The organism is Thioclava sp. 'Guangxiensis' (genome assembly GCF_045348365.1).
In the GTDB taxonomy this organism is placed as follows: Bacteria; Pseudomonadota; Alphaproteobacteria; order Rhodobacterales; family Rhodobacteraceae; genus Thioclava; species Thioclava kandeliae.
This window is the reverse complement of record NZ_CP155822.1, coordinates 202,621-224,767: the sequence shown is the minus strand read 5'-3', so window position 1 is coordinate 224,767 and position 22,147 is coordinate 202,621. Positions and strand designations below refer to the sequence as shown.

The window sequence follows — 22,147 nt, the reverse complement described above, 5'->3', positions numbered from 1 at the left end:
TCAGGCGGGCAGGGGCATGTGACGGGCGCGGGCACCGCGTTCGATGGCCGCCGCATGCAGCCGGTCGAGGCCCAGCTCGATGCGGGTCTCCTCCAGCATCCGCAGTTCGGGCTGGTTGAGCGTGCCATCGGCTGCGGCCACATCGCAGGCCAGCGCATAGGCGGTCTCGAATGCGGCGTCGGGCAGCGCCTCGCGCACAAGGCCGAACAGCGCCTCCAGCCCGTCCTCTTCCTCGAACAGCGCATAGACCGTGCGGGCGATCGTGCCGATACGGTCCGCGTCATAGCCGCCAAAGGCGGGCAGGTTGTTCACGATCCGCTCGATGGCGAGCAGTTCCGAGGTGCGGATCTCTTCATCGGAGGCGGAAACCGCCACCATGACCGCCACAAGGGCATCTTGCGGCGAAAGCGGGGGAAGGGCATCCGGCATTGTCTTTGGTCCTTTGCAACAGGGTTATACCTGCTGAGTTATTGACGACCCTGCCCGCGTTCAATAGGGGAAGGGCAACGGGGCGGGTTTTCGCCCATTTCCACTCTGTCGAGGTATAGCATGAGCACTCTGCGCGACGCCGCAATGAAGTCCAAAGCATGGCCCTTTGAGGAAGCGCGCAATATCCTCAAACGCTATGAGAAAGAGCCGCCGGCCAGCGGATCGGTGCTGTTCGAGACCGGCTACGGGCCTTCGGGGCTGCCGCATATCGGCACCTTTGGCGAGGTTGCGCGCACGACCATGATCCGTCGCGCGTTCGAGGCGATCTCGGATATTCCGACGCGTCTGATCTGCTTCTCGGATGACATGGATGGTATGCGCAAGGTGCCCTCGAACGTGCCGAACCAGGAGATGCTGCACGAGAATGCGCAAAAGCCGCTGACCTCGGTGCCCGACCCCTTCGAGGAATTCGAGAGCTTCGGCCATCATAACAACGCCATGCTGCGTCGTTTCCTCGATACATTCGGGTTCGATTACGAGTTCTACTCGGCGACGGAATTCTATAAATCCGGCCAGTTCGACGAGGTGCTCAAACGCGCCGTCGAGAATTATGATGCCGTGATGAAGGTGATGCTGAAATCGCTGCGTGACGAGCGGGCGTCCACCTATTCGATCTTCCTGCCGATCCATCCCGAGACGGGCCGCGTGCTCTATGTCCCGATGAAATCGGTGAATGTCGCGGATTACACGATCACCTTCGATGACGAGGATGGCCGTGAATGGACGCTGCCGGTGACGGGCGGCAATGTGAAGCTGCAATGGAAGCCGGATTTCGGGGCCCGTTGGGCGGCGCTTGGCGTCGATTTCGAGATGTATGGCAAGGACCATTCCACCAACACCCCGATCTATGACCGCATCTGCGAGATCCTCGGCGGCAAGAAGCCCGAGCATTTTACCTATGAGCTATTCCTCGATGCCAATGGCGAGAAAATCTCGAAATCCAAGGGCAACGGTATTTCCATCGATGAATGGCTGACCTATGCCTCGACCGAGAGCTTGGGTTACTTCATGTTCCTCAAGCCCAAGACCGCGAAGCGGCTGCATTTCGATGTCATCCCGAAGATGATGGATGAATATCACCAGCAGCTGCGCGCCTATCCCGAGCAGACGCTGGAGCAGCAGGTGGCGAACCCCGTCTGGCACATCCATGGCGGCCAGCCGCCGGAGAGCAAGATGGTGGTGCCCTTCTCTATGCTGCTCAATCTGGCTTCGGTGGCAGGGGCGGCCGATAAGGAAAGTCTGTGGGGCTTCATCCGCCGCTATGCACCGGAAGCAACGCCCGAAACCCATCCCGATCTGGATCAGGCGGCGGGCTTCGCGCTGCGCTATTTCGACGATTTCGTGAAGCCCACGCTCGAGTTCCGGCTTCCCAGCGATCAGGAGCGCGCGGCGCTGGAAGATCTGGTGGCCTGCCTGAAGGATCCCGCGCGTGCGGTGGCCGAGATCGTCAAGAAGAACGAGGCGGATGGCAAGGACGAGCCGGCGCCGGAAGCTGATATGACCTCGGACGACTTCCTGCAGACGCTGGTCTTCGCAATCGGCAAGAACCACGGGTTTGACAACCTGCGCGCGTGGTTCCAGGCCCTTTACGAGGTGCTTCTGGGCCAGTCGCAGGGTCCGCGTTTTGGCGGGTTCATCGCGCTTTACGGTGCCGATGAGACGGTGGTGCTGATCGAGCGCGCGCTGAAGGGCGAGCTGGTTGGCTGAACGCCATGACAGGTGATGCAAAACGCCCCGGGCCTCTGGCTCGGGGCGTTTTTGTTAACCATAGGTTGAGATCTATGAGCGAGAATTGGCCGATCTCCTGCCAGAGGTGCTGCCATGATCCTTCCGCTTTGCCTGACCTTTCTGATGATCAGCGCGTCTTTCGCTTACGCGACTGATCTGGAACGTGAATTCTTTCTCGAAACGGGTGTATCGAGCTTGGGGGCCTATGTCGCGCCGAGGCTGGAACTGACGCCGAATCTCTCGCTCAGGGTGCCGCTCTATCTGGCGCAGATGGGCGGCGTTTCTGTTAACCAAGATGGCACGGCGTTCAGGGGCGATCTGGGCTCGGTGCAGGGCGGTGTCATGCTGGAGTATGAGCCGTGGGATAACGGGGTCTATTTCTCGGGCGGGGTAATGGCGGGGGGGTATGATCTGTCGGGCGATCTGGAGCGGATCGAGACGGAGAGCGGCCCCGTCGACGGCCCGTTCGGCTTCGAGTTCATGCAGCCTCGGGATGTGGCACCGGTGGTGTCCATGGGCTACCGCTACCTGTCGGATGGCGGGCTGGTGGCAGGGGTCGAGCTGGGGGGCAAGATTGCTGCGCACAGGTTGCGGCTCGACGGGTTGGAGGGGCTGTCACCCGAGGATCGCGCGGCGGTCGAGGCCGAACGCGCGCGGATCAATGACGAGCTTGATGATCTGCCGGTCATTCCGTTCATGGCCCTCTCGCTGGGATTTGCATTCTAGGACCGCGTTGCGCGCGCTGTTGCGGGCGCACGGTGGCGTCGGACAATGTTCATGCCTCACGCGCAGCCTGTGATCAGGCGGCAGAAGATCCACGCAGTCGCGTTGGCCGGAGCGATCCGGAGCACGCAAAGCGGGTGATGCCGGATGATCCATGAGGAGGCTGCTATGAATGTCGCGATAACCGAGGGGCTGGATCTGATGCCCCCCGCATTTTCGGAAGGGCTGGATGTCTGGTCGTCGGAGAACGGCACCAGCGGGTCGGCGACATATGATGGTTCGGCGACGGCGGCCTATGTGCCCTCGGATGCCGATTTCGGCGGCTGTCTGGAGCTGCAGAAAACGCAGGCCACACAGAAGCTGCGCTGGATGGGGCAGGTGCCGATCCGGCCCGGTCTTTACCTGCAGATCACGGCACGGGTGAAAGCGGTGAGTGGCAATCTGCCGAGCGTGCGGATTGCGGGCTATGCGATGAGTGGCTCGGCCCATGTGAGCGGGCTGACCGAGGTGGGCACGGCGACCGCGCTCGAGACCTATGGCGAGGTGGTCACGGTGCGGGCGATCGTGTCGGTGGCCACCCGCGAGGGGGTCGATATGGGCTGGGGTATGGACCCTGCCTATGGGCATTTCGGGATCGACCTGACGGGCCAGACCGGCGGAGTGGTACGGATCGACGATCTGGTGATCGAGGATGTGAGTGATTACTTCTTCCGCGATCTGATCGGGATGGTCGATGTGCGCGACTATGGCGCGGTGGGCGATGGCACGACCGATGACAGGGCAGCCTTCTCGGCGGCCGATAGCGATGCGGGCGGGCGCAGCATTCTGGTGCCTGCGGGCATTTTCTACATCGGTTCGACGCTTTCGCTGCAATCGCCCATGCGGTTTATCGGCACGCTGGTGATGCCCGATGCGGCGCGGCTCGCGCTGATGACGAGCTATGATTTCCCGACTTATGCGGCGGCTTTTGGCGATGAGGAACTGGGGCTGCGCAAGGCGCTGCAGGCGCTGTTCGGCTATGTGGATCACAATGTGCTCGATCTGAAGGGGCGGCGCGTCGAGATCACGAAGCCTTTGCGGATCGAGGAATATGCTCCTGATGTAACCAGCTTTTCCAACCGCCGTATGCTGCAAAACGGGCAGCTGAATGTGATTGACGGCACCGCGTGGGACGATGTGAAGGTAACCTCGCAGGCAACCTATGCCATCGCCCAGCCGACCATGCTGACCGGTGTTGCCAATGTGGCCAATATCCCCGTGGGCGCGCATGTGACCGGCACCGGAGTCGGGCGCGAGGTCTATGTGCGGTCCAAGAATGTGGGTGCGCAGACCGTCACGCTGAGCCAGCCGCTTTACGGTGGGGCGGGCACGCGGACCTATACTTTTACTCGTTACCAGTATGTGCTGGATTTCTCGGGGATGGAGAAGCTCGACCGGTTCAATATCGCCAATCTGGAATTCCTGTGTAACGGGCTCGCAAGTGCGTGGATGTTCGCGCCCGATGGCCAGATGAACCAGATCCGCGACAGCTATGTGGTGCGACCCAAGGATCGGGTTTTCACCTCGATCGGGCGGGGGTGTCAGGATTTCCTGATCGACGGCTGCCAGTTCCTATCCGATGAGCAGTCCACCCCCGCCCAGGACCGCAAATCCGTGGTGCTGAATGTAAACGCCAATGATGTGAAGATCCGCGATAGCCGGTTTGTCCGGTTCGGCACCACCTTTGTGCTCAATGGCTCGGGGCATCTGATTGTGGGCAATCACTGGTTCCAAGGCGATAACGAGACCTCGGCCACGCGGGTGGCGGGGCTCGTCTTTACCCAGACCAATGTGCAATCCGCGGTCACCGGTAATTATATCGACAACAATATCATCGAATGGACCAACGAGCATGATGCCACGCCGGATTTCTCAAATGAATACAGCTTTGGCGGGCTGACGGTGACTGGCAATACCTGTGTGTGCATCAACACGGCGGCGTGGTTCACCTGGTTCTCGATCAAGCCCTACGGAACTGGTCATTTCATTCAGGGGCTGAATATCTCGAACAATGTGTTCAAATCGCTCAACGGCACCATCGACAAGATCGAGAAGGTCGATACGACTTTTGCCGACCTGGATTATTCGCGCATCCGCAATGTGATGATCGAGGGCAATATGTATAACGGGGTGACCAAGTTCACCTGCTCGCCGGTCACGCTGGAGATGAACCAGTCCACCGCGGCGCAGACATGGGTGCTCGATGCCTCGGCTTATCTGCCGTTTGGCGGATGGGCGCGCAATGTGGAGGGGCTGGTGGCCGAGGGCATGGTGCGAAATGGCAGCTCAGCCCGCGTGACAGAGATGCCCTATGTGCAGGTCGAGCAGGGCACGGGTAGCCAGCAGGTCTGGTTGAACTGGTCACAGGCGACACAGGGCCGCGTGCAGGTGCGGCTCAGGATGGACACACCGGTATGACATGGGCGGGCCGCTTCCTTCGGGAGGCGGCCTTCAGTTTTCGACGAGATCCGCGGGGGTGAGCCGGTAGCTGCGGGCAAAACCGCCATTGAGCTGGGCGGCGAGGATGCGGAATTCGATAAAATGGAAATCCCCCAGATCGATATAGAGTTTCGATTTGGGGTGATCGGCCAGCCAGCGGTCGCGAAGGCTGGGGTGACGCGGGTCGAGCCGGTCGAGCGGGATCGCCTCGACCTGCAGGCTGAGGCGCGGATGGGTCAGCGGATCGCCCTTGGCACCCGGAATGCCGATCAGGATACCGGCACGCGGATCGGCCTCGAGTGCGCGGGCATGGACGGAAATCCCCGAGACCAGCGACCAGAGCCCGCCCTGTGGCCCCGTGCCGATGGCGATACGCGAGACATGGGGAAAGCCGGTCTGCGGATCGAGGGTGCCGATGGCGGCGAATTGCGATTGGGCGATCAGCTTGCGGGCAAGGGCGCGCGAGTCCGCATCCGCCTCATGCACCGGATCGACGGGTTGGCGGGCACCGGAAAGGGGGATCTGGTCCTTGGGCAAGTCGATTGGTGTGGGCATCGAGATCCGCTCCGCTAAGGCCTTGGGGTAAAATGGTAGGTGCGGGAGACCCGCTTGGCAAGAGCGTGATGGCGCCCCCAATGCGGGACAGGACCGGGTGGGCCCGGGCGGTGACAGGGCTGTGCCCGCGCGACCCCGTAAAACGAATCACTTCTGGCAGGCTTTCACGCATCACACGCCTAACGTGTTTTTACGACTCATCTATGCGCGCGATGGCATCGGTAAATATGTCATTTTGATATACAGGCAAGAGACGGAACTTGCGGGGAATTTCGCGGCAAGGATGATAAAATTTACAAATACCGGTTTTGTGGCGTCAAATATTTGACAGAAAAAACTAGCTAAAAAAGGGGGTTATCAAAAATAGAAACTCATGTTTACACTTGTCCTTGGGGAATGGCGGCTCTGATGGAGGTCGGAGGCGCCGCGTGGTCCAGACGGGCCGCATGACATAGCTGAGGGAGGAAAGCTTATGGCTGCTCAGGAACAGGTGCTCGAGGCGCCGGATATGCGCGAGGTGCCCAGCCATTTCGGGCCGGCGCATGTGGATGCCGCGAAATACCGCGAGATGTATAGCGAGTCGGTGGAGAATCCGGAGGCCTTCTGGGGCCGCGAGGGGAAGCGTCTGGACTGGATCACCCCCTATACCAAGGTGAAGGACACCGATTTCACCTTCGGCAATGTCTCGATCAAATGGTTCCATGACGGGGTGATCAACGCCTCGGTGAACTGTGTCGACCGCCATCTGGCCAAGCGTGGTGACCAGACCGCGATCATCTTCGAGCCCGATGACCCGAAAGATCCTGCCCAGCACATCACCTATCGCGAGCTCAGCGACAAGGTGAACCGGATGGCGAATGTGCTGCTGTCCCAAGGGGTGATGCGCGGCGACCGTGTGGTGATCTATCTGCCGATGATCCCCGAAGCCGCCTATGCGATGCTGGCCTGTGCACGGATCGGGGCGATCCATTCGATCGTCTTTGCGGGCTTCTCCCCCGATGCGCTGGCCAACCGGATCAATGATTGCGGCGCGAAGCTGGTGATCACCGCCGATACCGCCCCGCGGGGCGGGCGTCGCACGCCGCTGAAATCCAATGCCGATGCGGCGCTCCTGCATTGCTCGGACAAGGTGCGCTGTCTGGTGATCAAACATACCGGCGACCAGATCACCTGGATCTCGGGCCGCGATGTGGATGTGAAGGCGATGATGGAAGAGGTCTCGCCCGAATGCCCGCCGCGTCCGATGAATGCCGAGGATCCGCTGTTCATCCTCTATACCTCCGGCTCGACCGGCAAGCCGAAGGGGGTGGTGCATTCCACCGGCGGCTATCTGGTCTATGCCGCGATGACGCAGGAATATGTCTTCGATTACCATGATGGCGATGTCTACTGGTGCTCGGCGGATGTAGGCTGGGTCACCGGCCACAGCTATATCGTCTATGGTCCGCTGGCCAATGGTGCGACCACGCTGATGTTCGAGGGCACGCCGACCTATCCGGATGCAGGACGGTTCTGGGAGGTCTGCGAGAAGCACAAGGTCAACCAGTTCTACACCGCGCCCACCGCGATCCGCGCGCTGATGGGGCAGGGGCCGCAATATGTGGAGAAATACGACCTGTCCTCGCTGAAGGTGCTGGGCACGGTGGGCGAGCCCATCAACCCCGAAGCCTGGGCATGGTATGACAAATATGTCGGGCGCGGCAAATGCCCGATCGTGGATACCTGGTGGCAGACCGAGACCGGCGGCCATATGATCACGCCGCTTCCGGGAGCCACACCCACCAAGCCCGGCTCGGCCACGCGGCCCTTCTTCGGGGTGAAACCGGTGATCCTCGACCCGACCACGGCGGTCAAACAGGACGAGACGGCGGCCGAGGGCGTGCTGTGTATCGCCGATAGCTGGCCCGGCCAGATGCGCACCGTCTGGGGCGATCACGAGCGCTTCCAGGAGACCTATTTCAGCCAGTATAAGGGCTATTACTTCACCGGTGACGGCTGCCGCCGTGACAGCGATGGCTATTACTGGATTACCGGTCGTGTGGATGATGTGATCAATGTCTCGGGCCACCGGATGGGCACGGCCGAGGTGGAATCGGCGCTGGTGGCGCATCAGGCTGTGGCCGAGGCCGCGGTGGTGGGCTTCCCGCACGAGCTGAAGGGGCAGGGCATCTACGCTTATGTCACCCTGATGAACGATGTGGAGCCTTCGGATGATCTGCGCAAGGATCTGGAGCGCTGGGTGCGCACCGAGATCGGCCCGATTGCCAAGCCCGATGTCATCCAGTGGGCGCCCGGTCTGCCCAAGACCCGCTCGGGCAAGATCATGCGCCGTATCCTGCGCAAGATCGCCGAGAACGATACCGGCGCTTTGGGCGATATCTCGACGCTGGCCGACCCGTCCGTGGTCGACGATCTGATCGCCAACCGTGCAAACAAAGGGTGAGCCTATGGCCGAGACCGCAACGACACCTGCCGTTCTGATCCTGCTTGGCCCTCCGGGGGCCGGCAAAGGCACGCAAGCCCGGATGCTGGAGGAGAAATTCGGGCTGGTGCAGCTTTCGACCGGTGACATGCTGCGCGAGGCGGTGGCCAAGGGCACGCCGGCGGGTCTGGCCGCGAAATCGGTGATGGAGGCTGGTGGGCTCGTGAGCGACGAGATCGTTCTGGCGATCCTGCGCGACCGGCTCTCCAACCCAGATACCCGTTCGGGCGTGATCCTTGATGGCTTCCCCCGCACGGCGGGGCAGGCGGCGGCGCTCGATGACCTGCTGCATTACACCCATCAGGAGGTCACGGCGGCGATCTCCATGGCGGTCGATGACGAGGCGATGATCGCCCGCGTCTCTGGTCGCTATACCTGCGCCAAATGTGGCGAAGGATATCATGACAGCTTCAAGCAGCCCGGGGTGGCGGGATGCTGTGACAAATGCGGCGGCACCGAGTTCAAACGTCGGGCCGACGATAATGCCGAGACTGCGCGCCATAGGTTGGAGGCCTATCACGCACAGACGGCACCGCTCATCGCGCATTATCGCGCCTTGGGCAAACTCGAGGTGGTGGATGCGATGGGGAGTATCGAATCTGTCGCCTCGGAACTGCAGGTGGTCATGGAGGAGAAGGGCGTGACCACAGGCGTCTGACGGATCGAAGGGCCGGTTGACCGACCGGCCGCCCGATCCGGTTTTAGGGAGGGGTTGGCCTCGCGCGGCATCTGTCCGTGCGCGGCTGGCTTATGGAGAAAATCCAAAGGGAGACACCAAAAATGGCTGATCAATCATCATCCAATGCCTATTGGAAGGCCAATATCCGCACGATCAAGATCTATCTGGTGATCTGGTTCGTCTGTTCCTTCGGCTTCGGCATCCTGCTGCGTCCGCTTTTGGCGGGCATCCCCGTCGGCGGAACCGATCTGGGCTTCTGGTTTGCCCAGCAGGGCTCGATCCTCGTGTTCCTCGTGCTCATCTTTTCCTATGCGGCAAAGATGAACAAGCTCGACCGCGAACACGGCGTCGAAGAATAAGGGGGGGGGCGACAGATGGATCAGTTTACCCTCAACCTGCTGTTCGTCGGCGCGACTTTCGCGCTTTATATCGGCATCGCGATCTGGGCCCGCGCGGGTTCGACCTCGGAATTCTATGCCGCAGGGCGCGGCGTGCATCCCGTGCTCAACGGCATGGCCACCGGCGCGGACTGGATGTCGGCGGCCTCCTTCATCTCGATGGCGGGGATCATCGCCTTCGGTGGGTTCAATACCTCGGCCTATCTGATGGGCTGGACCGGCGGCTATGTGCTTCTGGCTATGCTGCTGGCGCCATACCTGCGCAAGTTCGGCAAGTTCACCGTGCCGGAATTCATCGGTGACCGCTTCTACAGCCAGACCGCGCGCACCGTGGCCGTGATCTGCCTGATCATCGCCTCCGTCACCTATGTCATCGGCCAGATGACCGGTGTGGGCGTGGCCTTCTCGCGCTTCCTCGAAGTGTCGAACGAGACCGGCCTCTATATCGGCGCGGCGATCGTGTTCATGTATGCCGTGCTTGGGGGCATGAAGGGCATCACCTATACGCAGGTGGCGCAATATGTCGTGCTGATCATCGCCTATACCATTCCGGCGGTCTTCATCTCGCTGCAACTCACCGGTAACCCGATCCCGGGTCTGGGCCTGTTCTCCGAGAGCACCGCGACCGGCCAGCCGATCCTGCAGGAACTCAACGGGTTGCTCGCCGATCTGGGCTTTGCGAGCTATACCGCGCAATCGGACACGATGCTGAACATGTTCCTGTTCACCATGTCGCTGATGATCGGGACCGCGGGTCTGCCCCATGTGATCGTGCGCTTCTTCACCGTGCCGAAGGTCTCGGATGCACGGTCCTCCGCAGGTTGGGCGCTGGTGTTCATCGCACTGCTTTACCTGACCGCGCCTGCGGTGGGTGCGATGGCCCGTCTGAACCTGATCAACACGGTCTATCCCGAAGGCACCCAATCGGCTCCGCTCTCCTATGAGGCGCGTCCTGACTGGATGAAAAACTGGGAGCAGACCGGTCTTCTGAAGTTCGAGGACAAGAATGGCGATGGCCTGATCAACTACGTCAATGGCAAAGCCGAAGATCCGGCCTCGGCCAATGAACTGTCGGTCAATAACGACATCATCGTGCTGGCCAATCCCGAAATCGCCAATCTTCCGGGCTGGGTGGTCGCGCTGATCGCGGCGGGTGGTCTGGCAGCGGCACTGTCCACGGCGGCGGGCCTCTTGATGGCGATCTCCTCGGCGGTGAGCCATGATCTGATCAAGAGCCAGATCAATCCGGGGATCTCGGAGAAGGGCGAGCTGCTATCGGCGCGGATCGCGATGGCGGTGGCGATTGCGGTGGCAACCTGGTTGGGTCTCAACCCGCCCGGATTTGCGGCGCAGACCGTGGCACTGGCCTTCGGCCTTGCAGCCTCCTCGATCTTCCCCGCGCTGATGATGGGCATCTTCTCGAAGCGCATCAACAACAAGGGTGCCGTGGCCGGGATGCTGACCGGTCTGATCGTGACCATCATCTATATCTTCCTGCATAAGGGCTGGTTCTTCGTTCCGGGCACGAACAGCTTCGATGATACCGATCCGCTGCTGCTGTCGATCAAATCCACCTCCTTCGGGGCGGTGGGGGCCGTGATCAACTTCGTGGTCGCCTATCTGGTGTCCTCGGCCACCGAGGAGCCGCCGGAAGAGATCCAGGATCTGGTCGAGTCGATCCGTATCCCCAAAGGGGCGGGTCAGGCCGTCGATCACTGAACGGGAAAAGACCTACGGGCGGCCTCACCGCCCGTAGAGCGCCGGAGGCCGAAGGCCCATTCGGTTTCCGGCGCCCATTCCGATCCGCAATCATGACCAAAGAACGGATAAGATCATGCGTGACGATCTTGCCTCAGTCGTGACTTTTCTCGAAGGGGTCCACCCCTACGATACCCTGCCGCGTAACGATCTGGTCCGCGTGGCCCGATCCTTTGTCCGCAGGGAACTGTCCGAGGGCACCGAGATCTATCATCACGGCGTGCCGCTGGAGGGGCTCTATCTGGTCTGCTCCGGTGCCGTCGAGATCCGCGATGCCAATGGCGGGCTCGTCTCGCATCTGGGGCCGCGCAACAGTTTCGGCGAGCGCGGGCTGATGCGCGACGGGCGGGCGGCCACCACGGCGCGGATGGAGGAGGCCGGTTTGCTCCTGATGCTGCCTGTTGCCGAATTCACGGCATTATGCGCGGCCGTCGAAAGCTTCCACCGGTTTTTCGACCGCTCGCCGGCGGCCTCGCTATCGGCGCGCGCGCGGTCAGGGGCGGATCTGGCGGGTATGCGGGTGGCGGACCTGCTATCGGGCAAGGTTGTGGCCTGCCGCCCCGAGACCAATGTGGTGGAGGCTGCGCGGCTGATGCGCGACCATCATGTGTCCTCGCTGGGCGTAACAGATGCGGAAGGAAGGCTTCTGGGTATCGTTACGCAACGTGATATGTCGAATAAGGTTCTGGCCGGCAACTTCCCGACCTCGGCCGAGGTAGGCCGCGTGATGACCCCCGATCCGGTGAGCCTCGGTCCCGAGGCGCTGGGATCGGATATCCTGCACCGGATGTTCGAGCATGGCATCGGCCATCTGCCGGTGACCGAGGGCGGGCGACTGATCGGCATGATCACCCAGACCGATCTGACGCGTTTTCAGGCGGTCAGCTCGGCGGGGCTGATCCACGAGATCGCGCGCGCGCAGGATGTGGCGCAGATGGCCGCGATCACCGCCCGCATCCCGCAGCTTCTGGTGCAGCTGGTGGGGGCGCATCACGCCCATGAGGTCACTACACGGCTTATCACCGATATCGCCGATGCCGTCACGCGCCGCCTGTTGGGGATGGCCGAGGCGCAGCTGGGTCCCGCGCCCGCGCCCTGGGTCTGGGCGGCGTGCGGCAGCCAGGGGCGGCAGGAACAGACGGGCGTATCGGATCAGGATAACTGCCTGATCGTGGATGACAGCGCATCGGATGCGGATATGGAGTATTTTCGCAAATTCGCCCGTATCGTCTCGGACGGGTTGCAGGCCTGCGGCTATGTCTATTGCCCGGGCGATATGATGGCCACCAACCCGCGATGGTGCCAGCGGACCGAAGTCTGGGCGCGCTACTTCCGTAGCTGGATCGCCACGCCCAATCCGGAGGCGCAGATGCTGGCCTCGGTGATGTTCGACCTGCGGGTGATCGGCGGCACGGCGCCCGCGTTGTTTGAGGCATTACAGGCCCAGACACTGGTCAATGCTGCCAAAAACTCGATCTTCGTGGCGCATATGATCGCCAATAGCCTCAAACATACGCCGCCTCTGGGGCTGATCCGCGGCTTTGCCACGATCCGCTCCGGCGAGCATCGCAACCATATTGATCTCAAACATAACGGCGTGGTGCCCGTGGCCAATCTGGCCCGTGTCCATGCGCTGCGCGGCCGGCTTGTTGCGGTCAATACCCGCGCGCGGCTGATGGCGGCGCGCGAGGCGGGCACGCTCTCGGTCAGTGGCGGGCAGGACCTGCTGGCGGCCTATGATCTGATCGCCCAGACGCGGCTCGAGACCCAGGCCCGCCAGATCCGTCAGGGGCAGGCCCCCGATAATTACCTTGCGCCCTCGGCGCTTCCCGATTTCGAACGCTCGCATCTGCGTGACGCCTTCGTGGTGGTGCGCTCTCTGCAATCGGCCATGGGCCATGGCAAGGCCAATCTCGGCCAGTAGCAAGCGTCAGCTCAAGGAGACCCTTCATGATCATAGATTTTATCGCAATGTTCTCGGCGGCGGCACTGGCGGTGCTGGTGGTCTTCGCGGCGCGCCACGGGTTGCGCAAATGGGCCGGTGTGACTTTGCCCAAATGGGTGATGCCCGCGATGGCCGGTCTCGCCATGCTGGGCTACACGGTCCATGCCGAATATCGCTGGTATCCCGATCTGAAGGCGGGGCTCGGGGGCGATATGAGCGTGGTGATGACCGTCGAGGATAGCAATTGGTGGCGCCCGTGGACCTATGCCAAACCGGTCACCACACGGTTCATGGCGGTGGATCTGGCGCAGGTGAGTGACCCCGCCCCCGGCCTGCGCGAAGGGCGGCTATTGCTGGTCTCGCGCTGGCAGCCTGTTCAGGCGGTGCCGGTGGCCTATGATTGCGCAGGCCATCGCCGCGCCGATCTGATCGGCGGCGCGCAGCTGTCGGGGAGCGATCTGACGGGCGGTGACTGGCGCGATATCGCGCCTGATGACCCGGCGATGGCCGCGATCTGCGGGGGGGTGGGCCATGGCTGAACGGGGCGACGATGGCATGGCGCGGCGGATACTGATCGTCGAGGACGAGGACAATATCGCCATGGCGCTCGATTTCCTGATGGGGCGCGAGGGGTTCGAGCATGCGCGGATCTCGACGGGGGCAGGTGCTATCGACTTGATCCGCGACATGCGCCCCGATCTGGTGCTTCTCGATATCATGCTGCCCGAGGTGTCGGGCTACGAGATCTGCGAGGCCATGCGCCTCGATCCCGATCTGCGGGCGGTGAAAATCCTGATGATGACCGCGCGGGGCTCCTCGGTGGAGCGTCGCAAGGGGCTGGCGCTCGGGGCGGACGGGTTCATCGCGAAACCCTTCGAGCTCAAGGAGCTGCGCGCCGAGCTGCATCGCCTGCTCGATGAGGCCGCCTGATGGAGGCTTGGGGGGCGCGGCTGGGGTTGCGTTTGCGGGTCTTTCTGCTTTTTGCGGCTCTGGCTGTCGGTCTGGTGCTGGCACTGCTGGCCGGAGCATGGCTGGGCGGGCGGCAGGGGCAGGAGCGGCTGGTGGTCATGGCGCTGGTCTCGGGGCTTTTGGGGGTCACGTTGGTCGCGGGGCTGTGGCTGTTATTCGATGAACATGTGGCCCGTCCGATCGAGGCTCTTGCAGGCGCGATGCGTCTGGCCGGATGGGGCGATAGCGCCGCCTTTGACGCGCCCTATCTGGGCGATCTTGGGCCTGCGGGCGCCGCATTGGGCGAGGCGATGTCGGCGCAGAACACGCGCATGGCCCGCGAGGTCGAACAGGCGCTTGCCCAGGCCGCTACCTCGCAGGCGCGGCTCGAAGTGCTGCTCGCCGATATGCCGGTGGCGGTGCTGCTGTTGTCACGGGATCTGCGCGTCGTGCTCTATAATCCGCAGGCAGCGGCCTTGCTGGTGGCGGGGGAGGCCAGACCCGGACTGGGGCGCAATCTGGCCGATTTCGTGGAACTCGCGCCGATCCTGCATGCCATAGACCGCCTGTCGCACGAAGAGGATCCGGAGGCGCGCTCGGATCTTCTTTGCACCACCCATGCGGGGCAGGTCCTGACAGGCCATCTGCGCTGCCTGCCGGGAAGCGGTGCGGAGGGCGGTCATGTGCTGACCCTGCAGGATGTCTCGGCCCAGAGCTCGGCCAGCCGTGCTGCAATGGCCCTCAATGCCGAGATCCTTGCAACGATCACGCCCGCGATTGCGGCCCTGCATTCGCTGCTCGATACCCTGACCGATCCGCAGGGGCCGCAGGGCGAGGACCGCAGCCGCGTGCGCATGGCGGCGCAGGCGCAGGTCCGCAGCCTGACGCGCGATCTGCACCGGCTGGGCCAGCAGGCCGAGCGGATCCCCGACTGGACGATGGCCGAGATCCGTGCCTCCGATCTGGCCGAGGCCGTGCGCGCGCGGATCGGCCGCCCGCTGACGCTCGCCACCAGCTCGCTGATCCTGCGCGCCGATGCCGAGGCGCTGCTCGATCTCTGGGGCCGGATTGTTCCCGCCGTGGATCGCGACGGGCGCGGGGAGTTCCGGCTGGAAATCACGGCCGAGGGGGCGGGGGCGCTCATGGCGCTCGAATGGCAGGGAGCGCCATTGCCATTCGCACAGCTCGACGCGCTCCTGGGCCCGTCCGAACGGCAGGTGCTCGACCGCCATCGCAGCGATATCTGGCCCGAAACCCTGCATGACGGGCGGGCGCGGCTCTGTCTGCCGCTACGCGATCTGGCGCCGGCTGCGGACCGGCCCGACCGCTACCCCCGCCGCGTCACCTATGATTTCGACCTTCTCGACCGCCAGCCCCCGGGCGATATCCGCCTGACGCCGCTGGAGCAACTGACCTATGTGGTCTTTGACACCGAGACCACGGGGCTCGATCCCGAAACCGATGCTATCGTGCAGATCGCGGCACAGCGGATCGTCAATGGCCGCGTCTGCGAAACCTTCGAGATGCTGGTCAACCCCGACCGTCCGATCCCCGCCTCGGCACAGGCCATCCACGGGATCAGTGACGAGATGGTCGCTACCGCCCCGACCGCCGCCATAGCAATCGGGAGGTTCCATCATTTCGCACGCGATGCGGTGCTGGTTGCCCATAACGCCCCCTTCGATATCGGCCTGCTCCGCGCCGCACTCCGCCGCCATCCGCAACCGCTGACCTTCGAGCATCCCGTGCTCGATACGGTCCTTCTCTCGGCCATCCTGTTCGGCCAGAGCCAGTCACACACGCTCGATGCGCTCTGCGACAGGCTCGGCATCCTGATCCCGCCCGAGGCCCGCCACAGCGCGATGGGCGATACCGATGCCACCGCGCGCGCCTTCCTGCGCATGCTGCCTGCCCTCAAGTCCAAAGGTCTGCACCGGCTGGCGGACCTCATCATCGCCGCGCGCAAGCATGGGCGCCTGATCCGTGACCTGAACCTGTAAAAACGGGCGCCATACCGGCGCCCGCTCCTGCTTCCATTGTCGTCAAATATCCCGGGGGGAATTGGGGCCGTCAGGCCCCAAGGGGGGCAGAGCCCTCTCGCGCCGGTTTACTTGAAGAAACGGCTGTCTTTAAGCTGGTCCCATGCCCAGACGACTTCCTGCAGCATCTCTTCCTGGCTGCGGTCGCCGCCATTCATGTCGGGGTGAAGCACCTTGATCAGCGCCTTATAGGCTTTGCGCACCTCGGCCTTGGTCTCGGCATTGGTCACCTCGAGGATCTCGGCGGCCTTGCGTTCGGTCGGCGGTAGCTTGCGTCCCACGGACCGGCGGCCCGGGTTCTGTGTGGCATTATCGCCCAGGATCTCGTGCGGGTCGGTCACGCCATGGCGGGCGAGGCCCAGCTTCTCGTCATTGGCGCGGTTGAAGGGCTTGGTCGGGCGCTCCCAGACGGTGGCATTGTCGAGGAAGGCCTGGAATTCCTCCTCCGATTGGCCCTGGAAATAGTTCCAGTTCAGATTGTATTCGCGGATATGCTCTTTGCAGAACCAGAAATACTCGTCCAGAACCTTGGGGCTCTTGGGTGCGCGATATTGGGCCTGCTCCTCACAGCCTGCCTTGTCACAGACGCGGGTCGAGGTCTCGAATGCCCCCGACATGCCACGGCGGCCCTTCTGGCGGCGTTTCTTATCTGCCTTCGCCGAGATATTAAAACCAAACGGGTCGTTCTTTTCCATAAGGGGTGGGTCTCCGTAATCTGACGGCTCGGGGTATCTGACAGCATTCGGCGAGGCCCCGGGGCCCCTCCGACTCGGGTCACGCATTCTATGTTATTTTCAGGCGGGTGAAAGCCCCGGATGCCAAAAATTGATCGCTTCCCGGAAGCGCAATTCCGACCCCGCGCGCGGCCTCAGCCGGAAGTGCCGGGCGTGGCCGCGCCAAGCTTCGGCGTTGTGCCTTCCTGCACCTTGGCCGAGAGCGCGCGGGCACGGCGCTCGATGGCACTGGGGATGCGCAGCGGCTGCGGGCTGCCCGAAGGATCGCCCTGATTGGCCGGATCAAGCATCGGATCAGGGCTCTTGCGGGGCGCCAGAACCGGCTCGGCGCGCGGCGCCTCCTGCCTGATCCCGTCGGAGACGCTGCTCATGGATCTGGGCTCGGCCACAAGCGGGGCTTTGGCTGCGGGCTTGGCCGCTTGGGTCTCTTCCGAAGAGGCCGGTGCTTTCGGGGCGGCTGCCGGTTTCGCACGGCGGAACACCAGCATGTTGTGATACACAGTGGCCTTGCCACGCAGCCCGCTGCGCTCCTCGGCGGGCAGGGTCTCGGCGCGCAGATAGTCCCAACCATCGACGGCCATCGCATTGAGCGTTGCGGTCAGCGTGTTGGCAAACCGGTCCTCGGGCGTCTTCATGCCACGGTCTCGCTCGCCGCGCACGGGCGCGGGGATTACCTTATACTCGTACTCTTGCATCTCTGCCTCACACCCTCTGGCCCACACCTCTGGCTTTCGCCATGCTTCGGGGCAGACTTGTCGTGCATTCGGGCCCTTGGGTCAAGTGACACAAGGGTGAGGATCGGTGGAGTTCCGCCACAACATGCGCATGAAAAAGGGCGCCGGAGCGCCCTTTGCCTGCGGATGAAGCGCTGTGCTCAAAGGCCCAGCTTCTTCACAACAAGTTCGTTCACAGCAGCGGGGTTGGCCTTGCCGCCGGTGGATTTCATTACCTGACCGACGAACCAGCCTGCGAGTTTGGGGTTGGCCTTGGCCTTCTCGACCTGCGCCGGATTGGCGGCAATCACCTCGTCCACGGCGGTCTCGATGGCCCCCATATCGGTAACCTGTTTCATGCCGCGCTCCTCGACCAGCGCTTCCGGATCGCCACCTTCGGTATAGACGATCTCGAACAGATCCTTGCCGATCTTGCCCGAAATATCGCCCGATTTGATCAGCTTGACGATCTTACCCAGCTGCTCTGCCGAAACCGGCGAGGTAGTCACATCACGGTCGTCTTTCTTCAGACGGCCGAAGAGCTCGTTGATCACCCAGTTGGCCGACAGCTTGCCATCACCGCCCACAGCCAGCACCGCCTCGAAGTAATCGGCATTCTCGACATCGGCGGTCAGCACCGAGGCGTCATATTCCGACAGGCCGAATTCCTTCACGAACCGCGCCTTCTTGGCATCGGGCAGTTCGGGCATGGAGGCTGCGATATCATCGACCCAAGCCTGCTCGATCTCCAGCGGCAGCAGATCGGGGCAGGGGAAGTAGCGGTAATCATGCGCTTCTTCCTTCGAGCGCATGGAGCGCGTCTCGTTCTTGTCCGGATCGTAAAGGCGGGTCTCCTGCACGACCTTGCCGCCATCCTCGACGATGGCGATCTGGCGGCGGGCCTCGACCTCGATCGCGGCCTGGATGAAGCGCATCGAGTTCATGTTCTTGATCTCGCAGCGCGTGCCCAAAATCCCGAAATCGCCGGTCTCGATGAATTTCTCGTAATCGCCCGGCTTGCAGATCGACACATTCACATCGGCCCGCATATTGCCGTTCTGCATATTGCCGTCACAGGTGCCCAGGTAACGCAGGATCTGGCGCAGCTTGCCAACATAGGCGGCGGCCTCTTCGGGGCCACGGATATCGGGGCGTGAGACGATCTCCATCAGCGCCACACCTGTCCGGTTGAGATCGACGAAGGACATATGCGGGTCCATATCGTGGATCGATTTGCCGGCATCCTGCTCGAGATGGATGCGTTCGATACGGACCTTGCGGCCAACACCCGGCCCCATGTCGACGAGGATCTCGCCCTCGCCCACAATGGGATGGTAAAGCTGGCTGATCTGATAGCCCTGAGGCAGGTCAGGATAGAAGTAGTTCTTGCGGTCGAAGGCCGAGAAGAGATTGATCTTTGCTTTCAGACCCAGACCGGTGCGTACGGCCTGCGCGACGCAATAGTCGTTGATAACAGGCAGCATCCCCGGCATGGCAGCGTCGACAAAGGCCACATTCGAGTTCGGCTCGGCACCGAAGGTGGTAGAGGCACCCGAAAACAGTTTGGCATTCGAATGGACCTGCGCATGGACCTCGAGACCGATCACCAGTTCCCAGTCCGACTTGGCCCCTGCGATGACTTTCGGTTTGGGCGCTTCATAAGCGAGATGGTCGAGCATATCCGCATTCCTCGTGTCTTTGGCCGGGCTTTGCGCCCCAACGTGCTATCCGCCTTCTAGGACAGGGGCGATGCGGGGGCAAGTGCCTGCTTTGGCCGGATCGCGCGAGGGGGCTCTGCCCCCGCGCCTTGCAGGCGCTCCCCCGGGATATTTAGGGACGCTGGAAAACGGCATTCCAGCGTCCCTAAATATCCTCGGGGGTGAATTGGACAAAGTCCAAGAGGGGGCGCGAGCGCCCCCTGATGCTCGGGGTCAGCCCAAGAGACGCTGGGACATCTCGGAGAGATCGCGCGAGAGGCCGCGGGTCTGGGAAATGCGGGTGAGTTCCTCGCGGATGAGGTTCTGACGGGCGCTGTCATAGCGGCGCCATGTCTCGAAACTGGTCGACATACGCGCGGCTGTCTGCGGGTTCATCGGGTCGAGTTTGATGAGCCAGTCCGCAAGGAAGGCATAGCCCGATCCGTCCTTGGCATGGAAACCTGCGTGATTGGCGGTTAGGCCGCCAATGAGCGACCGGAAGCGGTTGGGGTTTTTCCAGTCAAAGGCCTGGTCTTGCGACAGCGCCTCGGCCTTTGCCACGGCGTCTTCGGGCGGGCAGGCGGCGACCTGCACCATGAACCATTTGTCCATGACAAGACGGTTGTCCTGCCAGCGGGCGCGGAAGGTTTCGGAGGCCTCATCGCCCAGACCTGCGCGGATCAGGATCGACAATGCGCCGAAGCTTTCGGTCATGTTATCGGCCGCATCGAACAGGGCCTTGGCGCGGGCACCGTTATCGAGTTTGGTCAGCAGGCTCAGGCAGGCCAGACGCAGGCCGCGTTTGCCGGCGGGTTCTGCATCGGGCGAGTAGGGACCTTTGACCTCCAGCGCATCATAGAGCGCGCTCAGGCGGGCCTCATGTGCGGTGGCGATGGCCCTGGAGAGGGCGCTGCGTGCGCTGTGGATGGCATCGGGGTCGGGGGTCTCGCCTGCGGCAAAGAGTGCCTGTGCCAGTTCATCCTCGCCCGGAAGGGCAAGGCAATGCGCGGTGAAGGCAGGCTCCAGCGTGTCATCTGCCAACAGGTTGCCGATCGCGTCGATATATCCCTGCGCCGGGCGCGCGCCCTTGGTCATCGCGATCAGGGTGCGTTGGGCAAGGCTGCGCCCTGCCTCCCACCGGTTGAAGCCATCTGTGTCATGGGCCAGCAGGAAGGCCTGTTCCTCGGGGCTCTGGTCGCGTTGCAGCACGACGGGCGCCGAGAAATCGCGCAGGATCGACGGTACGGGTCTTTCGGCCACATCGAAGCTGAAGCTCTGCTTTTCTTCGGTCATCTCCAGCAGTTGCGTGGACAGGACCTCGCGGCCCTGCAGGTCCAGAAGACCCACGGCAATCGGGATATGGCGCGGGGCTTTCTCGGGCTCGCCCGGAGTGGGGGGCGTCGATTGGCGGAAGGTCAGTGTGTAGCGACCATCGGCATAGGCATCGGTCACCTTCAGATGCGGCGTGCCTGCGGAGGTATACCACAGCGCGAATTGTGTGAGATCACGTCCCGTCACATCCTCGAAAACCTTCAGCCAGTCCTCGATCGTGCAGGCCTGCCCGTCATGGCGCTGGAAATAGAGATCGAGCGCCTGGCGATAGGCCTCGTCGCCCGCGAGCCGTTTGAGCATACCCACGATCTCGGCGCCTTTTTCATAGACGGTGACCGTGTAGAAGTTGTTGATCTCGCGGTAGTGATTGGGCCGGGGTGGATGGGCGAGCGGGCCTTGGTCCTCGCGGAACTGGCGGGTGCGCAGCGTAGCGGCATCCTCGATCCGCTTGACCGGCCCGAGGCGCACATCACGGGTGAAACTCTGGTCGCGGAAGACGGTCAGGCCTTCCTTGAGGCAGAGCTGGAACCAGTCGCGGCAGGTAATCCGGTCGCCGGTCCAGTTGTGGAAATACTCGTGTCCGATCACCGCCTCGATGCGCACATAATCGGTATCGGTCGCGGTTTCGGGGGAGGCGAGCACGAGTTTGGAGTTGAAGATATTCAGCCCCTTGTTCTCCATCGCGCCCATGTTGAAATCATCGACCGCCACGAGATTGAAGACCGAGAGGTCATATTCGCGCCCATAGGCTTCCTCGTCCCAGACCATGGAGCGTTTCAGGCTCTCGAGCGCGAAATCGCACCGGTCTTCATCGCCCGGACGGACCCAGATGTTCAGATCGACCTCGAGGCCGGATTTCGTGGTGAATGTGCCCGAGGTTGCTACGAGATCGCCCGCCACGAGCGCAAACAGATAGGCCGGTTTCGGCCATGGGTCATCCCATTCGGCCCATCCCTCGCCCGAAGCCCCCGCATTGCCATTGGACAAAAGCACCGGCAGGTCGCCCTCGATGCGCACATGGAAGCGCGCCATCACATCGGGGCGATCGGGATAGAAGGTGATCTTGCGGAACCCCTCGGCCTCGCATTGGGTGCAATACATGCCGTTCGACATATAGAGCCCTTCGAGGGCGGTATTGGCATTGGGCGCGATCTCGACCTCGGTCTCCAGTGTAAAGGCGCCTTCGGGGAGGGCAGCGGCATGCACGGTCAGCCCCGTCTCGGTCAGCAGATAATCGGCGGGCTGCAGTGCAGTGCCATCGATCCCGAGCGAGATCAGTTTCAGTTCCTCGCCATCGAGATGCAGCGAGGCCCCCTCGCCTTTAGGGGTCAGGTGCAGCCGCGCAAGGACGCGGGTCGCCGACGGGGCCAGCCGGAAGGTCAGATGAACCTGATCAAGATCGAACGGATAGGGCGTATAGTCTTTCAGGTAGATCGTGCCGTCCATCGG

At 62.6% G+C, this 22,147-nt stretch carries 17 protein-coding genes; 11 read left to right on the top strand and 6 right to left on the bottom strand.

The window, feature by feature from the left end:
* Positions 1–429, bottom strand: a complete 429-nt coding sequence (locus ABEB22_RS01060) for a tellurite resistance TerB family protein (protein ID WP_406870651.1) — start codon at positions 427–429, stop codon at positions 1–3.
* A 120-nt stretch (positions 430–549) separates the two neighbouring features.
* Between ABEB22_RS01060 and ABEB22_RS01055 the strand changes: the two genes are divergently transcribed.
* The 3 genes from ABEB22_RS01055 to ABEB22_RS01045 all read left to right on the top strand — a co-directional run bounded on the left by ABEB22_RS01055 (position 550) and on the right by ABEB22_RS01045 (position 5,397).
* Entirely contained in the window at positions 550–2,196 is a 1,647-nt protein-coding gene (locus tag ABEB22_RS01055; protein WP_406870650.1) for a lysine--tRNA ligase, read from the top strand.
* Between the two features lie 114 nt (positions 2,197–2,310).
* Positions 2,311–2,943, top strand: coding sequence for a hypothetical protein (locus ABEB22_RS01050; RefSeq protein WP_406870649.1), 633 nt, complete (start codon positions 2,311–2,313; stop codon positions 2,941–2,943).
* A 165-nt stretch (positions 2,944–3,108) separates the two neighbouring features.
* Positions 3,109–5,397 (top strand): glycosyl hydrolase family 28-related protein, encoded by a 2,289-nt coding sequence (locus ABEB22_RS01045; protein WP_406870648.1) that lies wholly within the window; start codon positions 3,109–3,111, stop codon positions 5,395–5,397.
* Positions 5,398–5,430: 33 nt separating this feature from the next.
* On the opposite strand, the gene ABEB22_RS01040 is transcribed toward ABEB22_RS01045, so the two are convergent.
* Positions 5,431–5,973, bottom strand: coding sequence for a pyridoxamine 5'-phosphate oxidase family protein (locus ABEB22_RS01040; RefSeq protein ID WP_339112163.1), 543 nt, complete (start codon positions 5,971–5,973; stop codon positions 5,431–5,433).
* A 508-nt stretch (positions 5,974–6,481) separates the two neighbouring features.
* Between ABEB22_RS01040 and acs the strand changes: the two genes are divergently transcribed.
* The 8 genes from acs (at position 6,482) to ABEB22_RS01000 (ending at position 16,183) form a co-directional block, all read left to right on the top strand.
* Positions 6,482–8,416 carry an acetate--CoA ligase gene (acs, locus tag ABEB22_RS01035; protein WP_350934649.1) on the top strand — a complete coding sequence of 645 codons (1,935 nt, stop codon included), beginning with the start codon at positions 6,482–6,484 and terminating at the stop codon, positions 8,414–8,416.
* A 4-nt stretch (positions 8,417–8,420) separates the two neighbouring features.
* The gene (locus ABEB22_RS01030) at positions 8,421–9,113 is read left to right on the top strand and encodes an adenylate kinase (protein WP_350934432.1); all 693 of its coding nucleotides are present in this window, start codon (positions 8,421–8,423) and stop codon (positions 9,111–9,113) included.
* A gap of 122 nt (positions 9,114–9,235) precedes the next feature.
* Positions 9,236–9,493 carry a DUF4212 domain-containing protein gene (locus tag ABEB22_RS01025; RefSeq protein WP_339112165.1) on the top strand — a complete coding sequence of 86 codons (258 nt, stop codon included), beginning with the start codon at positions 9,236–9,238 and terminating at the stop codon, positions 9,491–9,493.
* Between the two features lie 15 nt (positions 9,494–9,508).
* Positions 9,509–11,251 (top strand): sodium:solute symporter family protein, encoded by a 1,743-nt coding sequence (locus ABEB22_RS01020; RefSeq protein ID WP_339112166.1) that lies wholly within the window; start codon positions 9,509–9,511, stop codon positions 11,249–11,251.
* A 115-nt stretch (positions 11,252–11,366) separates the two neighbouring features.
* Entirely contained in the window at positions 11,367–13,214 is a 1,848-nt protein-coding gene (locus ABEB22_RS01015) for a DUF294 nucleotidyltransferase-like domain-containing protein (protein ID WP_406870647.1), read from the top strand.
* Between the two features lie 26 nt (positions 13,215–13,240).
* Positions 13,241–13,774, top strand: coding sequence for a hypothetical protein (locus ABEB22_RS01010; RefSeq protein WP_406870646.1), 534 nt, complete (start codon positions 13,241–13,243; stop codon positions 13,772–13,774).
* Entirely contained in the window at positions 13,767–14,165 is a 399-nt protein-coding gene (locus ABEB22_RS01005) for a response regulator (RefSeq protein ID WP_339112169.1), read from the top strand. Before ABEB22_RS01010 ends, ABEB22_RS01005 begins: the two co-directional genes overlap by 8 nt.
* Positions 14,165–16,183, top strand: a complete 2,019-nt coding sequence (locus ABEB22_RS01000; protein ID WP_406870645.1) for an exonuclease domain-containing protein — start codon at positions 14,165–14,167, stop codon at positions 16,181–16,183. The genes ABEB22_RS01005 and ABEB22_RS01000 overlap by 1 nt, the downstream gene beginning before the upstream one ends.
* A 107-nt stretch (positions 16,184–16,290) precedes the next feature.
* Here ABEB22_RS01000 and ABEB22_RS00995 read toward each other — a convergent pair whose 3' ends face one another.
* The 4 genes from ABEB22_RS00995 to pepN form a co-directional block, all read right to left on the bottom strand.
* A complete protein-coding gene (locus tag ABEB22_RS00995) occupies positions 16,291–16,917 on the bottom strand; it encodes a DnaJ domain-containing protein (protein ID WP_339112171.1) in 627 nt (208 codons plus the stop codon).
* Between the two features lie 173 nt (positions 16,918–17,090).
* The gene (locus ABEB22_RS00990) at positions 17,091–17,651 is read right to left on the bottom strand and encodes a DUF4177 domain-containing protein (RefSeq protein WP_350934420.1); all 561 of its coding nucleotides are present in this window, start codon (positions 17,649–17,651) and stop codon (positions 17,091–17,093) included.
* Positions 17,652–17,830: 179 nt separating this feature from the next.
* Entirely contained in the window at positions 17,831–19,348 is a 1,518-nt protein-coding gene (gene gatB, locus ABEB22_RS00985; RefSeq protein WP_339112173.1) for an Asp-tRNA(Asn)/Glu-tRNA(Gln) amidotransferase subunit GatB, read from the bottom strand.
* A 252-nt stretch (positions 19,349–19,600) separates the two neighbouring features.
* Positions 19,601–22,144: an aminopeptidase N gene (gene pepN / locus ABEB22_RS00980; protein WP_406870644.1), complete on the bottom strand. Its 2,544-nt coding sequence runs from the start codon at positions 22,142–22,144 to the stop codon at positions 19,601–19,603.
* Between the last annotated feature and the right edge of the window lie 3 nt (positions 22,145–22,147).

Coding starts and splice junctions, on each gene's coding strand:
- ABEB22_RS01060 (WP_406870651.1), bottom strand. CDS start 429: ATGCCGGATGCCCTTCCCCCGCTTTCGCCGCAAGATGCCCTTGTGGCG.
- ABEB22_RS01055 (WP_406870650.1), top strand. CDS start 550: ATGAGCACTCTGCGCGACGCCGCAATGAAGTCCAAAGCATGGCCCTTT.
- ABEB22_RS01050 (WP_406870649.1), top strand. CDS start 2,311: ATGATCCTTCCGCTTTGCCTGACCTTTCTGATGATCAGCGCGTCTTTC.
- ABEB22_RS01045 (WP_406870648.1), top strand. CDS start 3,109: ATGAATGTCGCGATAACCGAGGGGCTGGATCTGATGCCCCCCGCATTT.
- ABEB22_RS01040 (WP_339112163.1), bottom strand. CDS start 5,973: ATGCCCACACCAATCGACTTGCCCAAGGACCAGATCCCCCTTTCCGGT.
- acs (WP_350934649.1), top strand. CDS start 6,482: ATGCGCGAGGTGCCCAGCCATTTCGGGCCGGCGCATGTGGATGCCGCG.
- ABEB22_RS01030 (WP_350934432.1), top strand. CDS start 8,421: ATGGCCGAGACCGCAACGACACCTGCCGTTCTGATCCTGCTTGGCCCT.
- ABEB22_RS01025 (WP_339112165.1), top strand. CDS start 9,236: ATGGCTGATCAATCATCATCCAATGCCTATTGGAAGGCCAATATCCGC.
- ABEB22_RS01020 (WP_339112166.1), top strand. CDS start 9,509: ATGGATCAGTTTACCCTCAACCTGCTGTTCGTCGGCGCGACTTTCGCG.
- ABEB22_RS01015 (WP_406870647.1), top strand. CDS start 11,367: ATGCGTGACGATCTTGCCTCAGTCGTGACTTTTCTCGAAGGGGTCCAC.
- ABEB22_RS01010 (WP_406870646.1), top strand. CDS start 13,241: ATGATCATAGATTTTATCGCAATGTTCTCGGCGGCGGCACTGGCGGTG.
- ABEB22_RS01005 (WP_339112169.1), top strand. CDS start 13,767: ATGGCTGAACGGGGCGACGATGGCATGGCGCGGCGGATACTGATCGTC.
- ABEB22_RS01000 (WP_406870645.1), top strand. CDS start 14,165: ATGGAGGCTTGGGGGGCGCGGCTGGGGTTGCGTTTGCGGGTCTTTCTG.
- ABEB22_RS00995 (WP_339112171.1), bottom strand. CDS start 16,917: ATGGAAAAGAACGACCCGTTTGGTTTTAATATCTCGGCGAAGGCAGAT.
- ABEB22_RS00990 (WP_350934420.1), bottom strand. CDS start 17,651: ATGCAAGAGTACGAGTATAAGGTAATCCCCGCGCCCGTGCGCGGCGAG.
- gatB (WP_339112173.1), bottom strand. CDS start 19,348: ATGCTCGACCATCTCGCTTATGAAGCGCCCAAACCGAAAGTCATCGCA.
- pepN (WP_406870644.1), bottom strand. CDS start 22,144: ATGGACGGCACGATCTACCTGAAAGACTATACGCCCTATCCGTTCGAT.